Here is a 21,963-nt window from a genome sequence, read left to right as displayed (position 1 = left end):
AAATCTCATGATATAAAATTACTTTTGTCCCTATGGAAGAATTTCTAAATCAACTCCCAAAGCTTGCCAAAGATAAGCATAAGGAAAACAAAACCTTTTTTACAAAGCTAAAAAAGAAAGCACCAAAAAATTTAGATTATATCATGCAAGATTTGCATGAAGAAGAATTTGAGCGTACCGATTGTTTAACTTGTGCGAACTGTTGCAAAACGACAGGTCCTTTGTTTACTGATAAAGATGTAGATAGAATTGCAAAACATTTTAAACAAAAAGCACAACAGTTTATTGCTAATTATTTAAGAGTAGATGAAGATAATGATTACGTTTTGCAATCTGTACCATGTACTTTTTTAGGAGCAGATAACTATTGTTCGATATATGATGTAAGACCAAAGGCGTGTAGAGAGTTTCCGCATACCGACAGAAAAAAGTTTCAGCAAATTTCTAATATAACCATGAAAAATGTAGCTATTTGCCCGGCGGCTTTTAATATTGTAGAAGCAATGAAAAAGCGTATTAAGTTATAATTACTATAACTAAAACCTTTTTTCTTTTCGTTATATTTACAAAAACGATGCAATATTTGGAAAACCTAATTAACTATTTCGAAACCATTCCTACAGTACATAGAAGTCTTATTCTTGTTGGAGGAATTACTTTTTTTTGGCTACTTGAAGGTGTCTTACCTTTATATAAATTCAATTATAAAAAGTGGAAACATGCAGCGCCTAATTTATTCTTTACGTTTACAACCATTATTGTAAACTTCGCATTGGCATTCTTATTACTTAAAACGGCAGATTGGGTGAAACTAAATGATTTCGGAATTATCAATTGGTTACCAGAAATGCCGTTAGCTTTATATGTGTTTCTCGGTGTATTTTTCTTAGACTTTTTTGGTGCTTATTTAGCGCATTTTGTAGAACATAAAGTTAGCGTTTTGTGGAAAATACATGTAGTACATCATACCGATCATAAAGTAGATACTACCACAGCAAATAGACATCACCCTTTAGAGAGTATTATTCGTTTTACTTTTACCTTATTTGGTGTTTTTATTGTTGGTACGCCAATAGCCATCGTAATGTTGTACCAATCTTTATCTTTAATAGCCACCCAGTTTACACATGCTAATATTAAGTTGCCAAGAAAAGTAGATGTCGTTTTGAGCTATTTTTTGGTTTCACCCGATATGCATAAAGTCCACCATCATTATGTTTTACCGTATACAGATTCTAACTACGGAAATATTTTTTCGGTTTGGGATAGGCTTTTAGGGACCTTCATGAAATTAGATAGAGATAAATTAATCTATGGAGTAGATGTTTTTCCAAACGAAGCAGAAAACAGTAGCATTACAAATCTGCTAAAACAACCTTTTCAAAAATATAGAAATCCTACCATTACAAACCCTAAAGAATAGTTATGCAAAAGAGTATGATACTTTCTTTAATATTTAATTTATGAGTTTTAATTCTTCGCAAAGTATAGATATCCAAGGGCACAGAGGTTGTCGAGGTTTACTACCAGAAAACACCATTCCTGCATTTAAAAAAGCAATCGTGTTAGGTGTGCATACTTTAGAGTTAGATGTAGTTATATCTAAAGATGGAAAAGTGATCGTTTCGCACGAGCCTTATATGAATCCTGCTATTTGCTTAGATCCTAACGGAAAAGAAATTCCGGAAGTAGATGGTGAAAAGTACAATTTATATGCCTTAACATATGAAGAGATTAAAGCTTTTGATTGTGGTTCTAAACTTCATGAAAGATTTCCTAACCAAGAAAAAATAAAAACCTACAAACCTACTTTAGTGGAAGTCTTTAATGCTTCGGAAGCATTAAGTCAAACAATTAAATATAATATTGAAATTAAAGCCTTACCAGAATATGATGGTGTTTTTACTCCCAAACCAAAAGCATTTGTAAAATTGGTTTTACAGGTCATTCAAGAGCATAAAATGTTAGAAAGGTGTAATCTGCAATCTTTTGATATCCGTATTTTAGAAGAAATTAAAAGACAAGCTCCAGAAATGAAAGTCGCTATTTTAGTAGATGAAGATGAATCTATTTCTAAAAAACTAAAACAGTTAAGTCACCAGCCAGAAATTATAAGTCCTTATTATAGACTATTAGATCTAGAAACTACTCGTAAATATCAAGATGAAGGATTTCAAATAATTCCTTGGACGGTTAATACGGCTTCCGAAATGCATGAAATGTTGCGTTTTAATGTGGATGGCATTATTACAGATTATCCAGATGTATTATTGCAAATTATGGAAGGAAATCATTAATTTTTTATCAGAGCTACAATTATCGCATTAAACGATTGATAATTCATAGATTTTAGTAAAAAAACGAAAGGGTTTTGTGTTTTTCTTCAATTTATTAGAAACTAAAGTCTTTTATTTCAGTCTAATAGCATTTCATCTATAAAACGTTGGTATTCATCGAATATTCCTGTAAATACCATAAATGGGAGTCTGTTTTTTGTAAATTAATATGATCTTTGGACCGAAGTTTGATTAATAGCTTATATCAAATTCCATAAAAATGATTAAATTAATATACGTAATGAAGAAGGGGAAAATTACATTATTATGCTTAGTAGTAGCTATGTTAGCTGTTACTTCAACCTATAGTCAAAACATTGTATATTCTACGATTGCAAAAAATATTAATTCAGAGGCAAATAGTTTACAACACAATTTAAATAGAGCTGGAGATACATTGCATTTAAGTAGTGATTTCAAATTGTATAAAGTAGAGTTTATTGGTACCTACGAATCTAAAGTTTTTCCTGTAGAAGGAGAAACAAAACAGATTAGTATTCCTTTAGCATCTGTTCCTGTTGGAGAATATACTATTGCTGCTTTTCAAATTGAAAAAACAGAAGGTATTTATCAAGATCAAAAAACGATTGTTTTTAGAATTTCTAGACTTTTACCAATTGAAGATCCTATAATAGAAGAAGAATTACTTGCAGAAGTAGTGCCAGAAATTATTGAAGAAGAACCAATAATTAAAGAGGAAGAAGCTGTTGTTGCAGAAGTAAAAAAAGAAACACCTGTTAAAGAGGAAAGCGTTAACAAAGGAAAAGTAGAAAAGGAGATTATTAAGAAAGATAAAGTCAAGAAAGAAATAATAAAAGAAAATAAAACTAGCGTTACTGCGCTTACTCCTAAGCTTAAAAAGGAAAGAGTAAAGAAAGAAGTAGTAAAAGAAAATAAAACGAGAGTTGCTATACTTGCTCCTAAGGTTGAAAAGGAATATACAAAACCAGAAAGACCAATAGTAGAAAAAGAACTAGTAATCGCTAAACCAGAAAGAAAGTCAAGAGTTGTAGAAAGAAAAGAGCCTAGTTTAGACTCTACAGAATATAAAAGCTACAATCTTACAAATGGAAGAAACGGACGTTACGCCGTGCAATCCCGTGAAGCGTATAGAGCAGAAAACTTAAGACCAAACGGAGAGCCATACAACTAGTTTGAATTAGTCATAAAGCAAATTGTATTTGCACATATTAAAGCCTTTAGAATTTTTCTAGAGGCTTTTTATTTATATAATAAATAGGCTTGTCGCATCGTATCATACGCTGCTAAGCCACGAACCCAAGTTTTCTTAATCTCGTAAGCAGTATGTCTTGTTTCTATTTGTTTTTGCAACTCGCGAGTTCCAGCTAGTTTGGTGAAAAAGTCATTAAAAAAAGTTTCTTTATTCGCGGTAGCTTGATATGCTTCAATAATATAATTTAAGTCTAATCTGCTTAAATGTTTGCTAGAGCTTAAATCCATACCATAACAAAGCTTGTTTTCATGTTTAGGGTATTTAGAACCAGCATTAGGTTTTGGGGTGAATTCATAAGTATATGGAAACATTTTAGTGTCCAAAAACGGACTCCCAAATATTTGGAACTGCTTGTCTGTTCCTCTTCCTGCACTTACGTTAGTACCTTCAAAAAAGCATAAACTAGGATATAAGTTTATCGATTTTGCATTTGGTAAATTTGGTGAAGGCTTAATCGGTAAATCATATACAACTTCATGTGTGTAGTTTTTCATGGCAATAACAGTAATATTACACTGCACTCCGTTTTCTAGCCATTTTTCACCATTAATCATTTTTGCATATTCGCCAATAGTCATTCCGTGAACCACAGGAACTGGGTGCATGCCAACAAAGCTTTTATGTTCCATTTCTAAAATCGGACCATCAATATAATGTCCATTAGGATTTGGTCTGTCTAAAATAATAACAGGAATATTTGCTTCTGCACAAGCCTCCATTACATAATGTAAAGAAGAAATGTAAGTGTAAAAACGAGCACCAACATCTTGAATATCAAAAATTACAACATCTAAATCTTTAAGCTGCTCTGCAGAAGGCTTTTTGTTTTTACCATACAACGAAACAATTGGCAAACCTGTTTTGGTGTCTATGCCATCTTTAACTACTTCACCAGCATCTGCAGTTCCTCTAAAACCATGTTCTGGAGCAAATACTTTTTTTACGTTTACTTGTAAAGCTACTAAAGAATCTACAAGATGTGTGTAGCTTGTGCTTTTTGCCTTTTTACTTATTCCTTTAAAAACTACGGAAGTCTGATTCGCAACAATACCAACATGTTTTCCGTTTAATAAAGGCAAATACGCTTCGGTTTGGTTTGCGCCAATAATTAAAGTTTTTTCTATTGGTTCCTGTATGTCATAGGCAACCTGTCCAAGCATCGCTTCATTAGAGTTATTAGTATCTTTTGTTTTCGAATTACTTCCGCAAGAAATTAATACCAAAACAAATAATAAAACTGTATTTTTGAAAACATTAAATCGCATAATCTAGTTTGAATTTCGAGTTTTTTATAGCTAAACGCATTATTAGTAGTAAAGCGTATAAAAGTAGTGTTTCGGCACCAATAATAAAAATTGGAATCGCGGCAATTGCTGTTGGTATCATAGTAATGATGATTGCTGTTGCTACAGGAATTGGCTTGCAACAAAAAATTAGAGATAAAGTATCCGCATTTAATGGACATATTATTATTTCTAATTTCGATAGTAACAATTCTCAAGAAAGCGGAAAACCAATTTCTACCAAACAAGATTTCTATCCAACCTTTAAAAATGTAGAAGGCATAAAGAATGTGCAAGCAGTTGCTGCAAAATTCGGAGTGATACGAACCGAAACCGATTTTGAAGCCATTATTGTAAAAGGAGTAGGAGCAGATTACAATTGGGATTATTTTAATGAATTTTTAATCGAAGGTAGATTACCAGATTATACCAAAGAAAGAAACCAAGATGTGCTAGTTTCTGAAGACTTAGCTAAACGCATGCAGTTTGCTTTAAACGATACCTTCACTACTTTTTTTAAAAAAGAAGATCCAAACGCGTTGCCAACACAAATCCGCTATAACATTGTAGGTATTTATAATTCTGGACTAAAAGAATTTGACGAAACCTATGTGCTTGGGGATATTAGACATATTCAAAGAGTCAATAAATGGGAAGCAGACCAAGTAGGAAGCTTTGAGGTTTTATTAGAAGATTATAATCAATTAGACCAAAAATATAGAGAAGTTTTTCAAAATACACCATCGTTATTAAATGCAGTGACCGTAGAACAAAAACACGCTTCTATTTTTGAGTGGATTAGTATTTTCGATAAAAACACCTATGGTATTATTGGTATTATGATACTTGTTGCAGGAATAAATATGATCACCGCATTACTCGTTTTAATACTGGAACGTACAAAAATGATTGGTATTTTTAAAGCACTAGGAAGTAACAACTGGAGTATTCGTAAAATATTTTTATACAACGCGAGCTATATTATTTTAATCGGTTTATTTTGGGGAAACCTAATCGGTTTTACAATTTTACTAGTACAAAAATATTTAAAACTTTTCCCGTTAGACCCTAGTGTATATCATGTGAGCGAAGTGCCAATCTATATTAATTTAGGCTATATTCTAGCATTAAACATCGGCACATTTATTCTTTGTTTAATCATGTTATTAATTCCGTCTTATCTAATTACTAAAATTTCTCCAGTAAAAGCAATTCGTTTTGAATAAATAATAATAATGTCTCCAAGTAAATTTTTTATATAAGTTGGGCGTTTACTACTTCGCTAGCCTTCTTCGCTGAAATGGCTGTGAAGGCCTAAAAGCTTCGTAATACCGCGCTTTCGCAAGTCGCTCTTTGCAAGGAGCTCCAACAATTGCTCAATCCCTAACGCAAAATAAAAACGAACTTTTAACTTTTAACTATTCCCTTTTAACTATTTTTGCACTTCGAATAATAGGTTGAATTAAAAAAAGATTCCCATTTTCATGGGAAGTACACATGGAATACGCAAATAACATACTAGAAACTATTGGTAATACACCATTAGTAAAACTAAATAAACTAACAGCAGAATTGCCTTGTCTAGTTTTAGCAAAATACGAAACCTTTAACCCTGGAAATTCAGCAAAAGATAGAATGGCTTTAACCATGATTGAAGATGCAGAAGCAGACGGACGCTTAAAACCAGGAGGGACTATTATTGAAGGAACTTCAGGAAATACCGGAATGGGTTTAGCACTTGCTGCCATTGTAAAAGGATACAAATGTATTTTTGTAATTAGCGATAAGCAATCCAAAGAAAAAACAGATGTATTAAGAGCACATGGTGCTGAGGTTGTTGTTTGTCCGACAGATGTAGAACCAACAGATCCAAGATCCTACTATTCCGTTTCCAAACGTTTAGGAGAAGAAACACCAAACTCTTGGTATGTAAATCAATATGATAACCCAAGTAATGCAAAAGCACACTACCAAAGTACAGGACCAGAAATTTGGAAACAAACAGAAGGAAAGATTACACATTTTGTGGTTGGAGTAGGAACTGGAGGAACGATTTCTGGAGTTGGTAAATACTTAAAAGAACAAAATCCAAATGTGAAAGTTTGGGGAATTGATACCTACGGATCGGTATTTAAAAAATACCACGAAACAGGAATCTTTGATGAGAAGGAAATATATCCTTATGTAACCGAAGGTATTGGGGAAGACATCTTACCAAAAAATGTAGACTTTTCTCTTATTGACGGATTTACTAAAGTAACCGATAAAGATGCTGCAGTATATACACAAAAACTAGCTTTAGAAGAAGGTATGTTTTTAGGGAATAGTGCAGGAGCAGCTGTAAAAGGTTTGTTACAATTAAAAGATGAATTTAAAAAAGACGATGTGGTAGTGGTTCTTTTTCATGATCACGGAAGTCGTTATGTTGGAAAAATGTTCAACAACGATTGGATGAAAAAAATGGGTTACATAGAATAATTTTTAATTCTAACTGTCATTGCGAGGAGCAAAGCGACGAAGCAATCTCATAAAGCAACCTAAATCATAAAATTAAAAAAACCTCCTGAAAATTTCAGGAGGTTTTTTTAATATCCATTTGTAGTCTAAAAACTAAAAACCAGCAACGAAAAACCACTAAGGATTTGTAGACCATAAAGCAGCACTTTTAAGCATCGCTCTTCTTGGTAAAGTTAATCCGGCAACAATTAATTCTGCAAAATCTTCCGGTTGTAAAACGCTATCTTCCGAGTCTTTACTTGCAATACCTAAATCTATAGACATATCTGAAGCAATTGTACTAGGTGTTAAGGTGCAAACACGAATGTTGTTTTTTCGGACTTCCTTCATCAAAGATTCCGACATACCAATTACGGCAAATTTAGATGCCGAATATGCAGAAGTAGTTGCATTTCCAGATAAACCAGCTGTAGAAGATATGTTTATAATATCTCCTTCGTTTTTATCTATTAAGTAAGGTAAAACCTCTTTAGTTACATAATACATGCCCATTACGTTGGTTTGTATTATCGCACTCCATTGTTCTACATCCATATCGTTTAGCGTTCCAAAAGCAGCAATTCCTGCATTGTTAACCAAAATATCTACAGATCCAAGTGCATCTACTAAATTTTTAATACCTTTTTTTACTTCATCATAATTACCAACATCAAAAACAGCATAAACAGCGTTTACACCTAAAGTTTTTATTTCGGCAACGGTTTCTTTTAAAACTGCTTCATTTCTACCTGTAATTGCTACGTCTATTCCTTCCTTGGCAAAAGCTAAAGCGGTTGCTTTTCCTAGGCCTCTTCCTCCTCCAGTAATTATTGCTTTTTTGTTTTTTAAGTTTTCCATTGTATATGTTTTGTATTAATAGTGTAGTGATTATGAATACAAAAATAATGATGTCAATAGTTATAACCGAATTTGTAGGGAATTCTTAACAGCAAATTAATATATTGAACTGTCTCTATGAATACGAATTATTGAAGCAAATTGAGAATATTTTCAGAAACAAAAAAACTTTCTAAATTTTTGAAGGTTTTTTGTTTTACAAGGATGTACAATGTTTACTCATATTCATAAGTAGTAATAGTTGCATAAGTATCTCCATCAGATTCAACAGTGTTCTTAACCTGTTCAATAATATTATCATTAGAATCAAATTCATATTCAAATGTTACAGTCCTTGAAATATTTCTCAGATAATCAAAACGATAATAACTACTAATATAATTTTTGCTTATTTGATATAACTCCAGCCCTAAACCAAATTGAGTATCTAAAGCCAAATTATTTTTCCATTCTGTGCCAAATAAGTATTTATTATAATGATAGGCATCAGATGCAATTTTATCTAAATATTCATAAGTTAATTCATTTATTATAATTCCATTATGATCTGTTTGCTCAAATTCAGTTAAATTCTGATTTGTATATTCATAATAATCTGTTCTAATTACATCGTCTTCATCAGTTAATAAATGGGTTTCAATAATATAATTTTCAGAATTTAGAGTGCTATTTTCTTGAGTGGTTTGAGTGCTACTTAAAGTGAATAATGCTTGTATGTTAGAATTATCAGGATATGATATTAATTTTTCTTGATTTGAAACAGGATTAGTAGAACTTGCTATTGAGTTTTTTTGTATTAATCTGTTAGAATTATCATAGGTAAACGTATGTGTCCATTCTAAATTATTAGATGCATCATATTTTAAGATAGTTGAAAGTAAATCATTCTCATAGAACAATTCTTCATTTCTGCCAAAGGAAGGTTCGATTTTAATTAATTTGTTATCTTCAAAGCTATAATTTACTGAGTGAGAAAATGTTCCATTAATATTATATTCTTTAAAAATTGAAATTAAATTTCCAGAACTATTAGAAGTTCCAGAATTGTCATCATTAGAATTACAAGAAATAAGTAAAAATGCAATGCTTAAGACAAATAGTAAGTTTAGTTTTTTCATGATAGATTGTTTTTATAGTTGTTAAAATTTTAACAAAAGTCATGCCTAAAATGTAATATCATACATAATAATAATAATAATAATGTGAAAATAACTAGCTTTTACTCTGTAACTGTTACACCATCTTTCATTTCTAATGCTGTAGGTTTTTCAAACCAAGTCTCCATGAAATCAAAATTCTCTTGGGACACTTCAAATTCAAAAGTATCTCCTTTTTCGGTGTTTCGTTGAAGTACGCGTTGTAGTCTGGTTGCTTTACTAATATCTAAAAAGTGTGTTTTTAGTTCAAAACCATGCAAAGCAGCAAATTGTCTAAATTTTTCTCGATGGGATAATTTAGAAAGCCCTAAATCTAGAATAGCATCGGTATTGGCATTTTCTAATTGGGTAACTAAATCCAAAATAAGTGTTTCTGATCTTTCCATACGTTCTAAAAACCATGCTAATCCATCTTCTAGTTTTTTGTCCGCAAGAAATAGAGTATTGTTCCATTGGTCAATAGAAAAAATCACGCCTTTGGTTTCTTTCTTTAGTTGCTTGGAATAGGTAGTTTTTCCAGAGCCTGTATTTCCTAAGATTAGATGAAGCATTAGCAGGGATTTAATTAATTATGTAACAGAAGACTTTAAGCTAAATTAATAGATTTTTATAAGAAATGGAATATTTAGCTACAATTTACTACTTTAGTATAATGATAGAAAATTTTCTACATTATATTTGGAAACACAAAAAGTTCGCACTTACCAATTTAAAAACAACGACGCAAGAACCGATTATTGTTTTACAAGTTGGTATGCATAACCATAATACAGGACCAGACTTTTTTAATGCACAAATTAAAATTGCAGACCAACTTTGGGCTGGCAATGTAGAAATTCATATAAAATCTAGTGATTGGTTTTTACATAATCATGAGCAAGACCAGAATTATGATAATGTAATCTTGCATGTCGTTTGGGAACACGATACAGAAATACATCGAAAAGATAATACCGTAATTCCAACGTTGGTGCTTAAAGAGGTGGTTAGTAAAACTGCGTTGCATAACTACCAAAAACTATTTAGTAAAAAACAAAAATGGATAAACTGCGAAAATGACTTTGCTGGTATCGATGATTTTATAAGGGACAATTGGTTAGAACGTTTGTACTTTGAACGTTTAGAAAGAAAATCGGCAGATATTACCCAATTACTAAAAAGTAGTAAAAACAATTGGGAAGCGGTGCTTTTTAAGATGCTTGCAAAAAATTTCGGACTAAAAGTAAATGGCGATGCTTTTCTAAGTCTTGCGAATTCTTTTCCTTTTAATTTGGTACAAAAACTACAAGCCAAACCATCCAGTTTGGAGGCTTTGCTTTTTGGGCAAGCAGATTTGTTAGATGCAGATGTGCAAGATGTATATTATTTAGAGCTTCAAAAAGAATATCAGTTTTTAAAACAGAAGTTTGCTTTGTCCTCCGCTGCTGTAATGCCGTTGCAGTTTTTTAGATTACGACCACCAAATTTTCCTACCATTCGTATTTCGCAATTGGTAAATGTCTATGCTTCCGAAACTAGTTTATTTTCTAAAATAATAAAAGCTTCCGCTAAAGAAGAAATTTATAAGCTGTTTCAGGTGGATACTTCTGCGTATTGGGAAACACATTTTACCTTTGGAAAAACAAGCAAATCCGCTAAAAAAAGAATCACAAAATCTTTTATCGATTTACTAATTATAAATACCATTGTCCCAATTAAATTTAGCTATGCAAAACAGCAAGGCAAAGATGTAGATGATGCTATTGTGCGTATTATTAATGAAATTGCATATGAAAAGAACAGCATTGTTGCCAAGTTTCAAGAGTTAAAACCGATAGCGAAATCTGCGATGCATAGCCAAGCTTTATTGCAGCTTAAAACGGAATATTGTGATAAAAATAAATGTTTGCAATGTGCTATTGGTAATTGTTTGTTAACCAGTGAGAAGTAAGTAATTAAGAGTAATTAGGTTTTGTGAAACTTTTCAACACATAAACTTTTAAACTAATAAACTTAATACTAAATTGCAGTCATGAATATTTTTTATCGCATTCTCTTATATTTTCAAAAGCATGGTTATTATGTTTGCCAACGTATTGCAGATCGATTAGGTATGCGAGCAAAAGTGGTAAGAACCTCCTTTATTTATTTAACTTTTGTAACGGTAGGTTTTGGCTTTGCTTTATATTTATTCTTAGCTTTCTGGATGAAAATAAAAGATATTGTATATACAAAACGAACTTCGGTCTTTGATCTATAGCGTATGATTAGCCCTTTTTTAAAATTTTTTAGAACGCGGATTTATACCGCAGTAAGTCTATTAGTCCTGCTGCTATTTGTTGGTGTATTAGGTTTTAAGTTATTATCTCATTATTCCTGGATTGATGCGTTTTACATGACCGTAATAACCATTACAACGGTTGGGTTTGGTGAAGTACAACCACTAGATCCAATATCCAAAATATTTACTATTTTTTTAATTTTAACGAGTATAATTATTGTTGGTTACGCCTTATCAGTAATTACAGAATATATTTTAAGCAAAAATAATTTGGAAGAATTAAAACAAAAAAAGATGCAAAAAACCATAGATGAGTTGGAGAACCATATTATTATTTGTGGTTATGGAAGAAACGGAAAACAAGCAGCGAAGAAATTACTTGCTTATAATAAACCCTTTGTTGTTATAGAAAAAAACAAAGAGGTTATAGACAAATTTGAAACTGAAGAAGTACCTTTTATTTTTGGAAATGCAAATGAAGATGAAGTTTTGTTGGAAGCAGGAATAGATAGAGCAAATACTTTAATTTCTGCTTTGCCTAGTGATGCAGATAATTTGTTTGTGGTGCTTTCCGCAAGACAGATGAATACCAACATGCGAATAATAAGCAGAGCATCGGAAGAAACATCGTATAAAAAACTGAAATTTGCAGGAGCAAATAATGTAATACTTCCAGATAGAATTGGTGGAGATCACATGGCTTCTTTAGTGGTGGTTCCAGATTTAATAGAGTTTATAGATAATTTAGGAATTGTAGGGAATTCAAAAATTAATATTGAAGAAATTGTAGTCGAAAAACTATATGACACCAATGCAAGTATTAAAACCATTCGGGATTTAGACTTACGTAGAAAAACGGGCTGTAATGTAATTGGCTATAAAAATGGAAATGGCGAGTATGTAGTAAATCCGGAAGCAGATCAAAAGTTAGAAGCTAATGCTAAAATAATTGTCCTTGGTAGACCAGAACAAATAAAAGTATTAAATACAGTCTATAACCTACACTAGTGAAATAAAACATGCATGCTTTGTCTTTTTGTTTCCTGTTATGCTATTATTTTAGCGGAATTTCATACCTATAAAAGAAAAATTTATTTTAATTATAGTATACATATTTATCTGTGAAACCTACTTCTTATAATGTTTTATAAGAATGTTTCTTTGCCTATTTTAACAGCATAAGCTTTAAAAAATCAATTTTTTTTAGCATCTTGCTATCTTAAACTAAAATTTTAACTAACTAACATATATTATGAAGAAATATCTTCTATCTTTTCTTACTTTAATTTCACCATTTATAAATTTTGCGCAAGATGCACAAGAGGTTGGTATTGATCAAAAAATTGACCGAGTTTTTGGAAATGCAACAGGATGGTTTGTAGACCTTATATTCTATCAAATTGATTTTGGAGGAGATGTGAAAATATTTTGGGTGTTGTTTCCATTAATATTAGGAGCATTATACTTTACATTTTACTTTAAGTTTATCAATTTTACTAGTTTTATTACTTCTATTAATATTGTTAGAGGTAAGTATGACGATTTAGATCACAGAGCGAATCATAAAGTAGAAAATGAAAAAACGGACTTTACAGATGAAGGTGATAATCCAGATACAATTAGAGTAGAAGGGCATGAAGGAGAAGTAAGTCACTTTCAAGCATTAACAGCAGCATTATCTGCAACCGTAGGTTTAGGAAATATTGCTGGAGTTGCAATTGCAGTTTCTATTGGTGGAGCAGGAGCTACATTCTGGATGATTGTTGCAGGATTTCTTGGAATGGCATCTAAATTTGTAGAATGTACACTAGGTGTAAAATATAGAGATATTGGAGAAGATGGAACCGTTTATGGTGGACCAATGTACTACTTAACTAAAGGGTTAAAAGCAAAAGGACTTGGAGGTCTAGGAAAAGTATTAGCCGTTTTATTTGCCATATTTGTAATTGGTGGTTCTTTTGGAGGTGGAAACATGTTTCAAGTAAACCAAGCCTTTCAACTAGTGCAAAGTATTACAGGAGGAACAGAATCTTTCCTATATGGTAGAGGATGGTTATTCGGAATCGTTATGGCGGTACTAGTTGGTATTGTTATTATTGGAGGAATTAAAAAGATTGCTAAAGTAACCGATAAGATTGTACCATTTATGGTTGCTATTTATGTAGCTGCTTCTTTATTTGTAATTCTTGCAAATTACCACATGGTTGGTGATGCTTTTTCACAGATATTTAATGGTGCATTTAGCCCAGAAGGAATGGCTGGTGGAGCAATTGGTGTATTAGTGCAAGGATTTAGACGTGCAGCATTCTCTAATGAAGCTGGTGTTGGTTCTGCATCTATTGCACATTCTGCAGTAAAAACAAACTATGCAGCAAGTGAAGGTCTAGTTGCTTTATTAGAACCATTTATTGATACGGTTATCGTTTGTACAATGACCGCTTTAGTATTAATTATTACAGGTAATGTAACGGCAGCAAACGCAGGATTAAATGATGCACAAGCTATTTTATTAACTTCTGGAGCATTCGAATCTGCTATTTCATGGTTCCCTTATGTATTAACGGTGGCAGTAGTATTGTTTGCATTTAGTACGATGATCTCATGGTCTTACTATGGTTTTCAAGGTTGGGCTTACCTTTTTGGTAGATCTAAAAAAATGGAATATGCATACAAATTAATTTTCTGCGTATTTGTAGTTATTGGTTCTGCAGCAAGTTTAGGTTCTGTAATTGGTTTCTCCGATGCGATGATTTTTGCAATGATGGTTCCAAATATGATAGGATTGGTATTGTTAGCGCCAAGAGTGCGTGAAGAATTAATCAAATATAAAGACGCTATAAAAAATAGAATTTCAGAAGATTAAATATTTTTTGTAACTTCATCTAAACTAAACTGTTTAAGATGAATGCTTTTAAATCCCATTTCGTGTTTACTAAAAAACAACGAAATGGGATTTTTCTATTGTTGGCAATCATTATTGCTTTGCAATGCTTTTCCTTTTTTAGCGATTTTTCTTCGGAAGAAATTCCGGTAAACCAAAAGCAACTTGCTCTTTTTAAAAAGGAAATGGATTCGCTTCGTATACTAGAAATAGAAAAGCGTAAACCGAAGATCTATCCTTTCAACCCTAATTTTATTACCGATTATAAAGGGTACACTTTAGGAATGACTAGCGAAGAGATTAATAGATTGCTTCAGTTTAGAAAACAAAATAAATGGGTGAACTCAGTGAAACAGTTTCAGCAAGTCACTAAAGTTTCCGATTCCCTTTTAAATAAAATCTCCCCGTTTTTTAAATTCCCAGAATGGGTTACCAACCCCAAACCCAAAACATATACTAATTATAAAACAACAAACTATTCTGATACACCAAAAACATTTCAGCAAAAAACAGATTTAAATACCGCAACTGCTAGTCAATTACAACAGGTAAGAGGAATTGGCGAAGCATACTCTAATCGCATTGTAAAATATCGAGACAAACAAAACGGCTTTATTGCAGACGTACAACTGCAAGAAGTATACGGACTAAAACCAGAAGTCATTTCACGTATTACTAATGATTTTACCGTAAAAACACCAAAAGCAATAGATAAAGTATCTGTAAACAAAGCGACAAGAGATCAGTTAGTAAATATACCGTATATAGATTACGAAGTTGCGCATCAAATTATGGAACAAAGAGTCTTACGGGACGGTTTTCAATCTATTGAAGAATTAACAAAAGTTAAAGGCTTTCCGGTTAAAAAAATTGAGATAATTAAATTATATTTGACTCTAAATTAGAATATAATAAAAAATCAACTTTATGAACAACATGTACTTCACCGAAGAGCATCAATTATTTAGACAAAGTTTACAAGACTTCTTAAAAAAAGAAGTGGTTCCACATATAGATAAATGGGAAGAAACTGGAACGGTAGAACGTTTTATTTGGAAAAAATTCGGAGATATGGGTTTCTTTGGTTTAGCATACCCTGAAGAATATGGAGGATTAAACTTAGATTTATTCTACACCGTTATATTGTTAGAAGAATTACAAAAAATAAACTCTGGCGGATTTGCAGCTAATATTTGGGCACACACCTATTTAGCAATGACCCATGTTAATAAAGAAGGAAGTCACGAAATAAAAGAGAAATATTTAACAGCAAGTATAGCAGGAGACAAAATAGGTTGTCTTTGTATTACAGAACCTTTTGGAGGATCGGATGTTGCAGGAATGCGTACAACAGCTATTAAAAAAGGAGATACCTATGTTTTAAATGGTTCTAAAACATTTATTACAAATGGTGTGTATAGTGACTATTTAGTAGTTGCTGCTAAAACAGATCCAGACGCAGGACATAAGGGAATGAGTATGTTTATCATGGATAGAGATACCCCAGGAATCTCTGCGACCAAACTTGATAAATTAGGTTGGAGAGCAAGTGATACTGCTGAAATTGCTTTCGATAATGTAACCATTCCAGCAAGTAATTTAATGGGTGAAGAAGGAAAAGGTTTTCCGTATATCATGCAACATTTTGCTTTAGAGCGTTTAATTATGGGAATTAATGCACATGCAAGAGCAGATTATGCTTTAGAGTATGCAAGACAATATATGAGTGAACGTACCGCATTTGGTACAACGATAGATAAGTTTCAGGCATTACGTCATAGCTTTGTAGATCTTTATGCCGATATGGATATGTGTAGAGAATATAACTATTCTGTAGCCAACAGACTTAATAACGGCGAGTATGTGGTAAAAGAAGCAACGATCTCTAAATTGAAGTCTACAAAAATGGCAGATGACGTTGCATACCAATGCATGCAATTTTTAGGAGGTTATGGTTATATGGAAGAATATCCAATGGCACGACTTTTGCGTGATAGTAGACTAGGACCAATTGGAGGAGGAACAAGTGAAATCCTTCGTGAGATTCTCGCTAAAATGGTAATTGATAAGAAGGAGTATAAACCTGCTGCAAAATAAACTGATTATTATTTTAGCGAAAATTATAGAATAATTTTGCAAAAATGGTTATCGATAAAAAAGAATATAAACCTGCAGCTAAATAATTTTATTAGCATTTTCGTTAAAATGGTATCCCTATTTTGATAAAATGGTAATAGATTCCAAAGTATATAAACCTGCTGAAAAATAATTTCAGTAGTATTTTAAAAATCGCTACATTGTTTTTTTACAAAATAATGTGGCGATTTAAGAATCTCACAAGGTGAAATACTAATTAGTATTCCAAATCGTTAACTAAATAAAATGGTCCTAAAACTATTAAATTTAAACTATGCAATTTAAAAACACAAAACAATTAGTCGTTGTAGCCTTACTTTTTTTCGGACTTACAAGTTATGCACAAACCGAACTTAAAAATACCGTTGTAGATACTTTAGATTCTTTTCCTATTGCAAGCGCAAGTGTCTATATTAAAAATACAACGATTGGTACCGTAACCAATATTGATGGTAATTTTGTTTTACAAGTGCCACAAAAACACGAACAAGACACGCTAGTTATTTCTTCTATTGGTTATTCTACATTTAAAATTCCAATTCAATCCTTTGATAATGCAACAGTAATCTATTTGAATGAAGAGCAAGCGTCTTTAGATGAAGTGGTTTTAATAGCAGAAGCAAGACCAACAACAGGAAACGAAATTGTGGTGAAAGCAATTAAAAAGCTAGATCGAAACCTTCCGGATTCCTCATACATTCAAAAAGGATTTTTACGACATAAAGAACGTAATAAAAACGAATTTAAATGGCTAATAGAAAGTGCAATAACCGTATACGATTCTGGTTATGCCGCTAGTAGTGCAGACCATTTAAAAATTAATGTAGATCAAGTACGTAAAAGTTATGACCTTCGTGATATAGATAGTTTGTTCACTTTTGCATCCTATAAAAATCAAAATACAAGACAGAAACTTAAAGCAAAAGACATTAGTAGAAGATCAGTAACTACAGAGCAATTGCTAGCAGCTATTAAATGGAATGATACCAGAATTAACGGTTTACAAAACCTTTTTCAAGGAAAACTAAACTTGCTACGTAATGCAAATAATGCAAAAGCACTGTTTGGCGATAACATTTTAGATACGCATCAATTTAAATTAGATACAATTCTTGTAGATAATGAGCGTAAACTATATAAAATAAAAATTGAAGGCTCTAAAGACTTTGTTGGTTTAGATACCAAAGGTGTTTTTAATCAAGGCTATCAAGCAGAAGGTTGGATTTATGTGTACTACGATAACTACGCAATCAAGAAAATAGAATACAATCTAGTAGCAGCTTCCGATGCGCAAAAAGACAGAAGTAAACGACTTTTCGATACGCAAACCAATCATAAGTTGGTTATTACCTATATAGAGTATAAAGATAAAATGTATCCAAACTACATCTATTACGAAACACCAAAATTGGTGAATGTAGGAATGAAACCGTCTTTAAAGATTTCAAAAGTAGAAGAAGCGCGTTACAATAAAGAAGAACGCTACTATTATACCGTGCAAGAAATTTTATTCTCCGAAATTATTCTAGACAAAGACGAAATCGCAAACCTACAACAAGAAGATTGGGATCCAGACATTTTTGCACCAAAACCGTATAATAAAGACTTCTGGAAGAGCTACAACGTCTTGCTAGAAAGTGAAGAAGACGAACAGCTTATTTTAGATTTAAGCAGAAGAGCGTCTTTATATAAAGATTAATTTTATTGTCTTGTTTTGTAAAGCATCCTGTTTTTATAGCAGTTTTATTTGGGCAAATGCTACTGCGCTAAAGCTTCGTAGCACCACGCTTTCACTACTCGCTTTTTTATGAAAAATAAAAAGAGCTCAAACAAACCGTTCAATCCTTTTTGCAGAACATCGATAAAGCAATAAAACACCTGTTTTTAATTATTGATTTTCTAATATTTAAACGCTAATTTTGTGTTTTTGTTAATTTTTACTGTTAAATTTTGATTATTTATCAACACGAAAACGTTTTCGTTACTGATTCCGTTTTGTTAATCGCTGGTTAAGCGGTAGCTTCCTTGCTATGAATAACCACAAAGCGTAAACAAAATGAAAAACTTTAAAATTAGCTGCCTCGTATTTCTATCCCTATTCGCATTTAGTTGTAGTCAAGAAGATATAGCAGAAACCAATGCCTCTGTTTCAAAAGAAATAGGATCTCCAATTGCTCAACGTGTGGGATTAAAGCCTATAGGTTCTGGAGTAATGATGCAAGCCTTTTATTGGGATGTTCCTGCAGGTGGAACTTGGTGGGATACAATAGACTCTAAAGTGCAAGATTGGAGCAACGCCGGAATTGACGCTATTTGGTTGCCGCCAGTTTCTAAAGCGCAAAACGGACCATTTTCTATGGGCTATGATCCTTTCGATTATTTTGACTTTGGAGAATATAACCAAATGGGAAGTGTAGAAACTCGTTTTGGGTCCAGAACAGAGCTTACAGATATGATAGATAATGCACACCTAAACGGATTGAGTGTTATTGCAGATATTGTAGTAAATCATAATAGTGGTGGAGCGAGTGAGTATAATCCATATACAGGAGGAAACACTTGGACAGATTTTAATCCGCTTTCTGGAAATTTTCTTCGTTCGGCAACAGACTTTCATTCCAATAACGTTCATGCTAATGATAGTGGTGCATTTGGTGGGTTTCCCGACTTATGCCACGACCAAACGTATGTGCAAGGTTGGTTATGGAAAAACGCAAATAGTGTAGCAAAATACTATAGAGATGTGATTGGTTTTGATGGGTGGCGTTTTGATTATGTTAAAGGTTTTGAACCTTGGGTGGTTAAAGAATGGAAAAATGAAGTAGGTGGTTTTTCAGTGGGTGAATATTGGGATAGTAATGTGTCTACCTTAGATTATTGGACTGGTGCAGCAGAGGCAAGTGCTTTTGATTTTGCTTGTTATTATAAAATGAAAGATGCATTTATGGGTAATAATCTAAATGCTTTAAATGATAATATGCTTTGGAAACAAAATGCATCTAGAGCAGTAACTTTTGTAACGAATCACGATACAGACGAAATTACAAACAATAAAATATTAGCATATGCGTATATATTAACCCATGAAGGATATCCTACAATGTTCTATAAAGATTATGAAGAATGGTTGAATAAAGAACGCTTAAATAACTTAATCTGGATTCATAATAATTTAGCTGGGGGAACAACAAACATCTTACATGTAGATACCGATGAATATATCGCCAAAAGAAATGGTTCTAATAATAATGGTTTAGTGGTTTATATAAACAATTCAGATTCTTGGCAAGAACGATGGATAGAAACCAATTGGTCTAATACCATAATTAAAGATTATACAGGACATTCTACTTGGGAGCCAACTACGCAATCTGGTAAGTGGGTGAAAATACAAGCACCACCTAGAAGTTATTCGGTTTGGTCGGTAAAATAAATAGGAGGTAAAAAAAAGATAAAGTACTATTAGTTTAAAGCTAGTGGGATTTTTTTTGCTTTAAAAATTATTTCAGATAAAACTTTAGTACATTTAACTATTAACTATTAACTATTAACTATTAACTGCAATAATGCCATTTCAAGCCTTCATAGATTATCTTTTATTAGAAAAAAATTATTCTAAGCTAACCGTTAAAGCCTATGAAAATGATTTGTCAAACTTCTTAACGTTTAATGCGGCGCAATTTGATCAAGAAAGTATAGAAGACGCAAACTATTCACAAATAAGAAGTTGGATAGTCTCTATGGTGGAAGGAGAGATTTCAAACAGAAGTATCAATAGAAAAGTTTCCGCATTAAATTCCTACTATAAATTCCTTCTTAAAATTGGGGAAATAGAAATAAATCCACTCGCAAAACACAAAGCATTAAAAACAAGCAAGAAAATACAAATACCGTTTTCAGAAGCAGAAGTAGCAATTGTTTTAGATGAACTTAATTTTCAAGAAGACTTTAAAGGGCTTAGAGATAAGCTAATAATAGAACTGTTTTATTCCACAGGAATTAGACGTATAGAATTAGTACAGTTGCAGTTAGGGGATGTTGATGTTTCTAATAGAACATTAAAAGTGCTTGGTAAGCGTAATAAAGAAAGATTTGTGCCTCTGTTGGAATCCGTTATACAAACCATAAAAAAATATTTAGAAGTAAGAAATCAACTAGAAGTACTAAAAGATAAAGACCATTTGTTTTTAACACAAAAAGGAGTTAAAATTTACGAAACACTTGTGTACCGTATAATAAATGAGTATTTTAGTTTAGCATCTACTAAAGTAAAAAAGAGTCCGCATATATTAAGACATTCCTTTGCAACTCATTTACTAAATCAAGGTGCAGACCTAAATGCTGTTAAAGAATTACTTGGGCATTCTAGTTTAGCTGCAACGCAAGTTTATACACATAACAGTATAGCAGAATTAAAAAAAGTGTACCTAAACGCACATCCACGAAGTAAAAAAAAATAGCATAATTGTTTAACCTATAATAAATTAGAAGTATGAAAGTAAACACGCAATCCGTCAACTTTAATGCAGACCAAAAACTATTAGACTTTGTTCAAAAACGTATGGATAAGTTAGATACCTTTTATGATAAGATAATAAAAGCAGACGTTTTTTTAAAATTAGATAACACCAGCGATAAAGAAAATAAGATTTTTGAAGCACGAGTAAGTGTGCCAGGAGATAGTTTTGTTGTGAAAAAACAATGTAAATCTTTCGAAGAGGGTACAGATGTGGCAATTGCGTCCCTTGAAAGACAGCTAAAAAAGCGAAAAGAGAAATTAAGAGCACATTTATGAAAAAAATATTGAAAAAATGTTTTGAATAATTAAATAAATATATACATTTGCAGTCCGTTAGAAATAGCGGGCTTTTTTTATAGCTAAAAGGCATTAAAAAAAAAGCCGATGTAGCTCAGCTGGCTAGAGCAGCTGATTTGTAATCAGCAGGTCGTGGGTTCGAGTCCCTCCATCGGCTCAAGTTCTTTAACAGAGTGAAATATTTATAATTGGGGAGATACTCAAGCGGCCAACGAGGACAGACTGTAACTCTGTTGTTTTTAACTTCGTAGGTTCGAATCCTACTCTCCCCACTTTTTTAATTGCGATACCAGTAAAGCGGTTTTAAAATGAAGGTTGTAAATATTAAGGATTATAAATAATTGCGAGAGTAGCTCAGTTGGTAGAGCGTCAGCCTTCCAAGCTGAATGTCGCCGGTTCGAACCCGGTCTCTCGCTCTAATATTTAGCCGGTGTAGCTCAGGGGTAGAGCGTTTCCTTGGTAAGGAAGAGGCCACGGGTTCAATTCCCGTCATTGGCTCTTTTTAA

The 21,963-nt window shown here is 32.4% G+C and carries 20 protein-coding genes and 4 tRNA genes; 20 read left to right on the top strand and 4 right to left on the bottom strand.

All coding sequences use genetic code 11. The annotated features are described in order from the left end of the window. Positions 1-32 precede the first annotated feature (32 nt). The 4 genes from ACVCZW_RS01625 to ACVCZW_RS01610 all read left to right on the top strand — a co-directional run bounded on the left by ACVCZW_RS01625 (position 33) and on the right by ACVCZW_RS01610 (position 3,489). The gene (locus ACVCZW_RS01625) at positions 33-527 is read left to right on the top strand and encodes a YkgJ family cysteine cluster protein (RefSeq protein WP_452227950.1); all 495 of its coding nucleotides are present in this window, start codon (positions 33-35) and stop codon (positions 525-527) included. A 56-nt stretch (positions 528-583) separates the two neighbouring features. Next, positions 584-1,423 carry a sterol desaturase family protein gene (locus ACVCZW_RS01620; RefSeq protein WP_452231491.1) on the top strand — a complete coding sequence of 280 codons (840 nt, stop codon included), beginning with the start codon at positions 584-586 and terminating at the stop codon, positions 1,421-1,423. A 40-nt stretch (positions 1,424-1,463) separates the two neighbouring features. Beyond that, positions 1,464-2,297: a glycerophosphodiester phosphodiesterase gene (locus tag ACVCZW_RS01615; RefSeq protein ID WP_452231490.1), complete on the top strand. Its 834-nt coding sequence runs from the start codon at positions 1,464-1,466 to the stop codon at positions 2,295-2,297. 259 nt (positions 2,298-2,556) lie between these two features. Then, positions 2,557-3,489: a hypothetical protein gene (locus ACVCZW_RS01610; protein ID WP_452231489.1), complete on the top strand. Its 933-nt coding sequence runs from the start codon at positions 2,557-2,559 to the stop codon at positions 3,487-3,489. Between the two features lie 68 nt (positions 3,490-3,557). Here ACVCZW_RS01610 and ACVCZW_RS01605 read toward each other — a convergent pair whose 3' ends face one another. Next, positions 3,558-4,835: an exo-beta-N-acetylmuramidase NamZ family protein gene (locus ACVCZW_RS01605; protein ID WP_452231488.1), complete on the bottom strand. Its 1,278-nt coding sequence runs from the start codon at positions 4,833-4,835 to the stop codon at positions 3,558-3,560. A gap of 8 nt (positions 4,836-4,843) precedes the next feature. Between ACVCZW_RS01605 and ACVCZW_RS01600 the strand changes: the two genes are divergently transcribed. Both ACVCZW_RS01600 and ACVCZW_RS01595 read left to right on the top strand, forming a co-directional pair. Next, positions 4,844-6,079: an ABC transporter permease gene (locus ACVCZW_RS01600; protein ID WP_452231487.1), complete on the top strand. Its 1,236-nt coding sequence runs from the start codon at positions 4,844-4,846 to the stop codon at positions 6,077-6,079. A gap of 271 nt (positions 6,080-6,350) precedes the next feature. Further along, positions 6,351-7,331: a PLP-dependent cysteine synthase family protein gene (locus tag ACVCZW_RS01595; protein WP_452231486.1), complete on the top strand. Its 981-nt coding sequence runs from the start codon at positions 6,351-6,353 to the stop codon at positions 7,329-7,331. A gap of 156 nt (positions 7,332-7,487) precedes the next feature. Here the strand turns inward: ACVCZW_RS01595 and ACVCZW_RS01590 are convergent, their stop codons facing one another. From ACVCZW_RS01590 to ACVCZW_RS01580, 3 genes are all read right to left on the bottom strand, one after another. Then, positions 7,488-8,207 carry a 3-ketoacyl-ACP reductase gene (locus tag ACVCZW_RS01590; RefSeq protein ID WP_452231485.1) on the bottom strand — a complete coding sequence of 240 codons (720 nt, stop codon included), beginning with the start codon at positions 8,205-8,207 and terminating at the stop codon, positions 7,488-7,490. A 215-nt stretch (positions 8,208-8,422) separates the two neighbouring features. Beyond that, positions 8,423-9,325 carry a hypothetical protein gene (locus ACVCZW_RS01585; RefSeq protein ID WP_452231484.1) on the bottom strand — a complete coding sequence of 301 codons (903 nt, stop codon included), beginning with the start codon at positions 9,323-9,325 and terminating at the stop codon, positions 8,423-8,425. Between the two features lie 101 nt (positions 9,326-9,426). Beyond that, complete coding sequence (locus tag ACVCZW_RS01580) at positions 9,427-9,915, bottom strand: AAA family ATPase (protein WP_452227959.1); 489 nt, start codon at positions 9,913-9,915, stop codon at positions 9,427-9,429. A gap of 101 nt (positions 9,916-10,016) precedes the next feature. On the opposite strand from ACVCZW_RS01580, the gene ACVCZW_RS01575 reads away from it, so the two are divergent. The 14 genes from ACVCZW_RS01575 (at position 10,017) to ACVCZW_RS01510 (ending at position 21,955) form a co-directional block, all read left to right on the top strand. Further along, positions 10,017-11,294, top strand: coding sequence for a DUF2851 family protein (locus tag ACVCZW_RS01575; RefSeq protein ID WP_452231483.1), 1,278 nt, complete (start codon positions 10,017-10,019; stop codon positions 11,292-11,294). An 81-nt stretch (positions 11,295-11,375) separates the two neighbouring features. After that, positions 11,376-11,603 (top strand): PspC domain-containing protein, encoded by a 228-nt coding sequence (locus ACVCZW_RS01570; RefSeq protein WP_452227961.1) that lies wholly within the window; start codon positions 11,376-11,378, stop codon positions 11,601-11,603. 3 nt (positions 11,604-11,606) lie between these two features. Further along, positions 11,607-12,632 (top strand): potassium channel family protein, encoded by a 1,026-nt coding sequence (locus tag ACVCZW_RS01565; protein ID WP_452231482.1) that lies wholly within the window; start codon positions 11,607-11,609, stop codon positions 12,630-12,632. A gap of 244 nt (positions 12,633-12,876) precedes the next feature. Beyond that, positions 12,877-14,487 carry an alanine/glycine:cation symporter family protein gene (locus ACVCZW_RS01560; RefSeq protein WP_452231481.1) on the top strand — a complete coding sequence of 537 codons (1,611 nt, stop codon included), beginning with the start codon at positions 12,877-12,879 and terminating at the stop codon, positions 14,485-14,487. A gap of 38 nt (positions 14,488-14,525) precedes the next feature. Further along, positions 14,526-15,410 carry a ComEA family DNA-binding protein gene (locus ACVCZW_RS01555; RefSeq protein ID WP_452227964.1) on the top strand — a complete coding sequence of 295 codons (885 nt, stop codon included), beginning with the start codon at positions 14,526-14,528 and terminating at the stop codon, positions 15,408-15,410. Positions 15,411-15,432: 22 nt separating this feature from the next. Next, complete coding sequence (locus ACVCZW_RS01550) at positions 15,433-16,602, top strand: acyl-CoA dehydrogenase family protein (protein ID WP_452227965.1); 1,170 nt, start codon at positions 15,433-15,435, stop codon at positions 16,600-16,602. Positions 16,603-16,915: 313 nt separating this feature from the next. Next, positions 16,916-18,340, top strand: coding sequence for a carboxypeptidase-like regulatory domain-containing protein (locus ACVCZW_RS01545; RefSeq protein WP_452231480.1), 1,425 nt, complete (start codon positions 16,916-16,918; stop codon positions 18,338-18,340). A 357-nt stretch (positions 18,341-18,697) separates the two neighbouring features. Beyond that, positions 18,698-20,074 (top strand): alpha-amylase, encoded by a 1,377-nt coding sequence (locus ACVCZW_RS01540; protein ID WP_452231479.1) that lies wholly within the window; start codon positions 18,698-18,700, stop codon positions 20,072-20,074. 133 nt (positions 20,075-20,207) lie between these two features. After that, on the top strand, positions 20,208-21,101 hold the full coding sequence (locus ACVCZW_RS01535; protein WP_452227968.1) for a tyrosine-type recombinase/integrase: 894 nt from the start codon (positions 20,208-20,210) through the stop codon (positions 21,099-21,101). Between the two features lie 32 nt (positions 21,102-21,133). Continuing rightward, on the top strand, positions 21,134-21,436 hold the full coding sequence (gene hpf / locus ACVCZW_RS01530; protein WP_055443102.1) for a ribosome hibernation-promoting factor, HPF/YfiA family: 303 nt from the start codon (positions 21,134-21,136) through the stop codon (positions 21,434-21,436). Between the two features lie 104 nt (positions 21,437-21,540). Then, positions 21,541-21,614, top strand: a tRNA-Thr gene (locus ACVCZW_RS01525). Positions 21,615-21,647: 33 nt separating this feature from the next. Beyond that, positions 21,648-21,729, top strand: a tRNA-Tyr gene (locus tag ACVCZW_RS01520). Between the two features lie 71 nt (positions 21,730-21,800). Then, positions 21,801-21,873: transfer RNA gene (locus tag ACVCZW_RS01515), tRNA-Gly, on the top strand. Positions 21,874-21,883: 10 nt separating this feature from the next. After that, positions 21,884-21,955 (top strand) — tRNA-Thr (locus ACVCZW_RS01510). Positions 21,956-21,963: the final 8 nt, after the last annotated feature.

Source organism: Lacinutrix sp. MEBiC02595 (assembly GCF_053601555.1).
The sequence above is the reverse complement of the archived record's forward strand: the minus strand, read 5'-3'. Positions and strand labels throughout refer to the sequence as shown.

Excerpts from the sequence above, each read along its gene's own strand:
- ACVCZW_RS01560 (WP_452231481.1), top strand. The coding sequence starts at position 12,877 with ATGAAGAAATATCTTCTATCTTTTCTTACTTTAATTTCACCATTTATA.
- ACVCZW_RS01535 (WP_452227968.1), top strand. The coding sequence starts at position 20,208 with ATGCCATTTCAAGCCTTCATAGATTATCTTTTATTAGAAAAAAATTAT.
- ACVCZW_RS01585 (WP_452231484.1), bottom strand. The coding sequence starts at position 9,325 with ATGAAAAAACTAAACTTACTATTTGTCTTAAGCATTGCATTTTTACTT.
- ACVCZW_RS01595 (WP_452231486.1), top strand. The coding sequence starts at position 6,351 with ATGGAATACGCAAATAACATACTAGAAACTATTGGTAATACACCATTA.
- hpf (WP_055443102.1), top strand. The coding sequence starts at position 21,134 with ATGAAAGTAAACACGCAATCCGTCAACTTTAATGCAGACCAAAAACTA.
- ACVCZW_RS01605 (WP_452231488.1), bottom strand. The coding sequence starts at position 4,835 with ATGCGATTTAATGTTTTCAAAAATACAGTTTTATTATTTGTTTTGGTA.
- ACVCZW_RS01555 (WP_452227964.1), top strand. The coding sequence starts at position 14,526 with ATGAATGCTTTTAAATCCCATTTCGTGTTTACTAAAAAACAACGAAAT.
- ACVCZW_RS01615 (WP_452231490.1), top strand. The coding sequence starts at position 1,464 with ATGAGTTTTAATTCTTCGCAAAGTATAGATATCCAAGGGCACAGAGGT.
- ACVCZW_RS01550 (WP_452227965.1), top strand. The coding sequence starts at position 15,433 with ATGAACAACATGTACTTCACCGAAGAGCATCAATTATTTAGACAAAGT.
- ACVCZW_RS01580 (WP_452227959.1), bottom strand. The coding sequence starts at position 9,915 with ATGCTTCATCTAATCTTAGGAAATACAGGCTCTGGAAAAACTACCTAT.
- ACVCZW_RS01565 (WP_452231482.1), top strand. The coding sequence starts at position 11,607 with ATGATTAGCCCTTTTTTAAAATTTTTTAGAACGCGGATTTATACCGCA.
- ACVCZW_RS01570 (WP_452227961.1), top strand. The coding sequence starts at position 11,376 with ATGAATATTTTTTATCGCATTCTCTTATATTTTCAAAAGCATGGTTAT.
- ACVCZW_RS01540 (WP_452231479.1), top strand. The coding sequence starts at position 18,698 with ATGAAAAACTTTAAAATTAGCTGCCTCGTATTTCTATCCCTATTCGCA.
- ACVCZW_RS01575 (WP_452231483.1), top strand. The coding sequence starts at position 10,017 with ATGATAGAAAATTTTCTACATTATATTTGGAAACACAAAAAGTTCGCA.
- ACVCZW_RS01590 (WP_452231485.1), bottom strand. The coding sequence starts at position 8,207 with ATGGAAAACTTAAAAAACAAAAAAGCAATAATTACTGGAGGAGGAAGA.
- ACVCZW_RS01625 (WP_452227950.1), top strand. The coding sequence starts at position 33 with ATGGAAGAATTTCTAAATCAACTCCCAAAGCTTGCCAAAGATAAGCAT.
- ACVCZW_RS01610 (WP_452231489.1), top strand. The coding sequence starts at position 2,557 with ATGATTAAATTAATATACGTAATGAAGAAGGGGAAAATTACATTATTA.
- ACVCZW_RS01545 (WP_452231480.1), top strand. The coding sequence starts at position 16,916 with ATGCAATTTAAAAACACAAAACAATTAGTCGTTGTAGCCTTACTTTTT.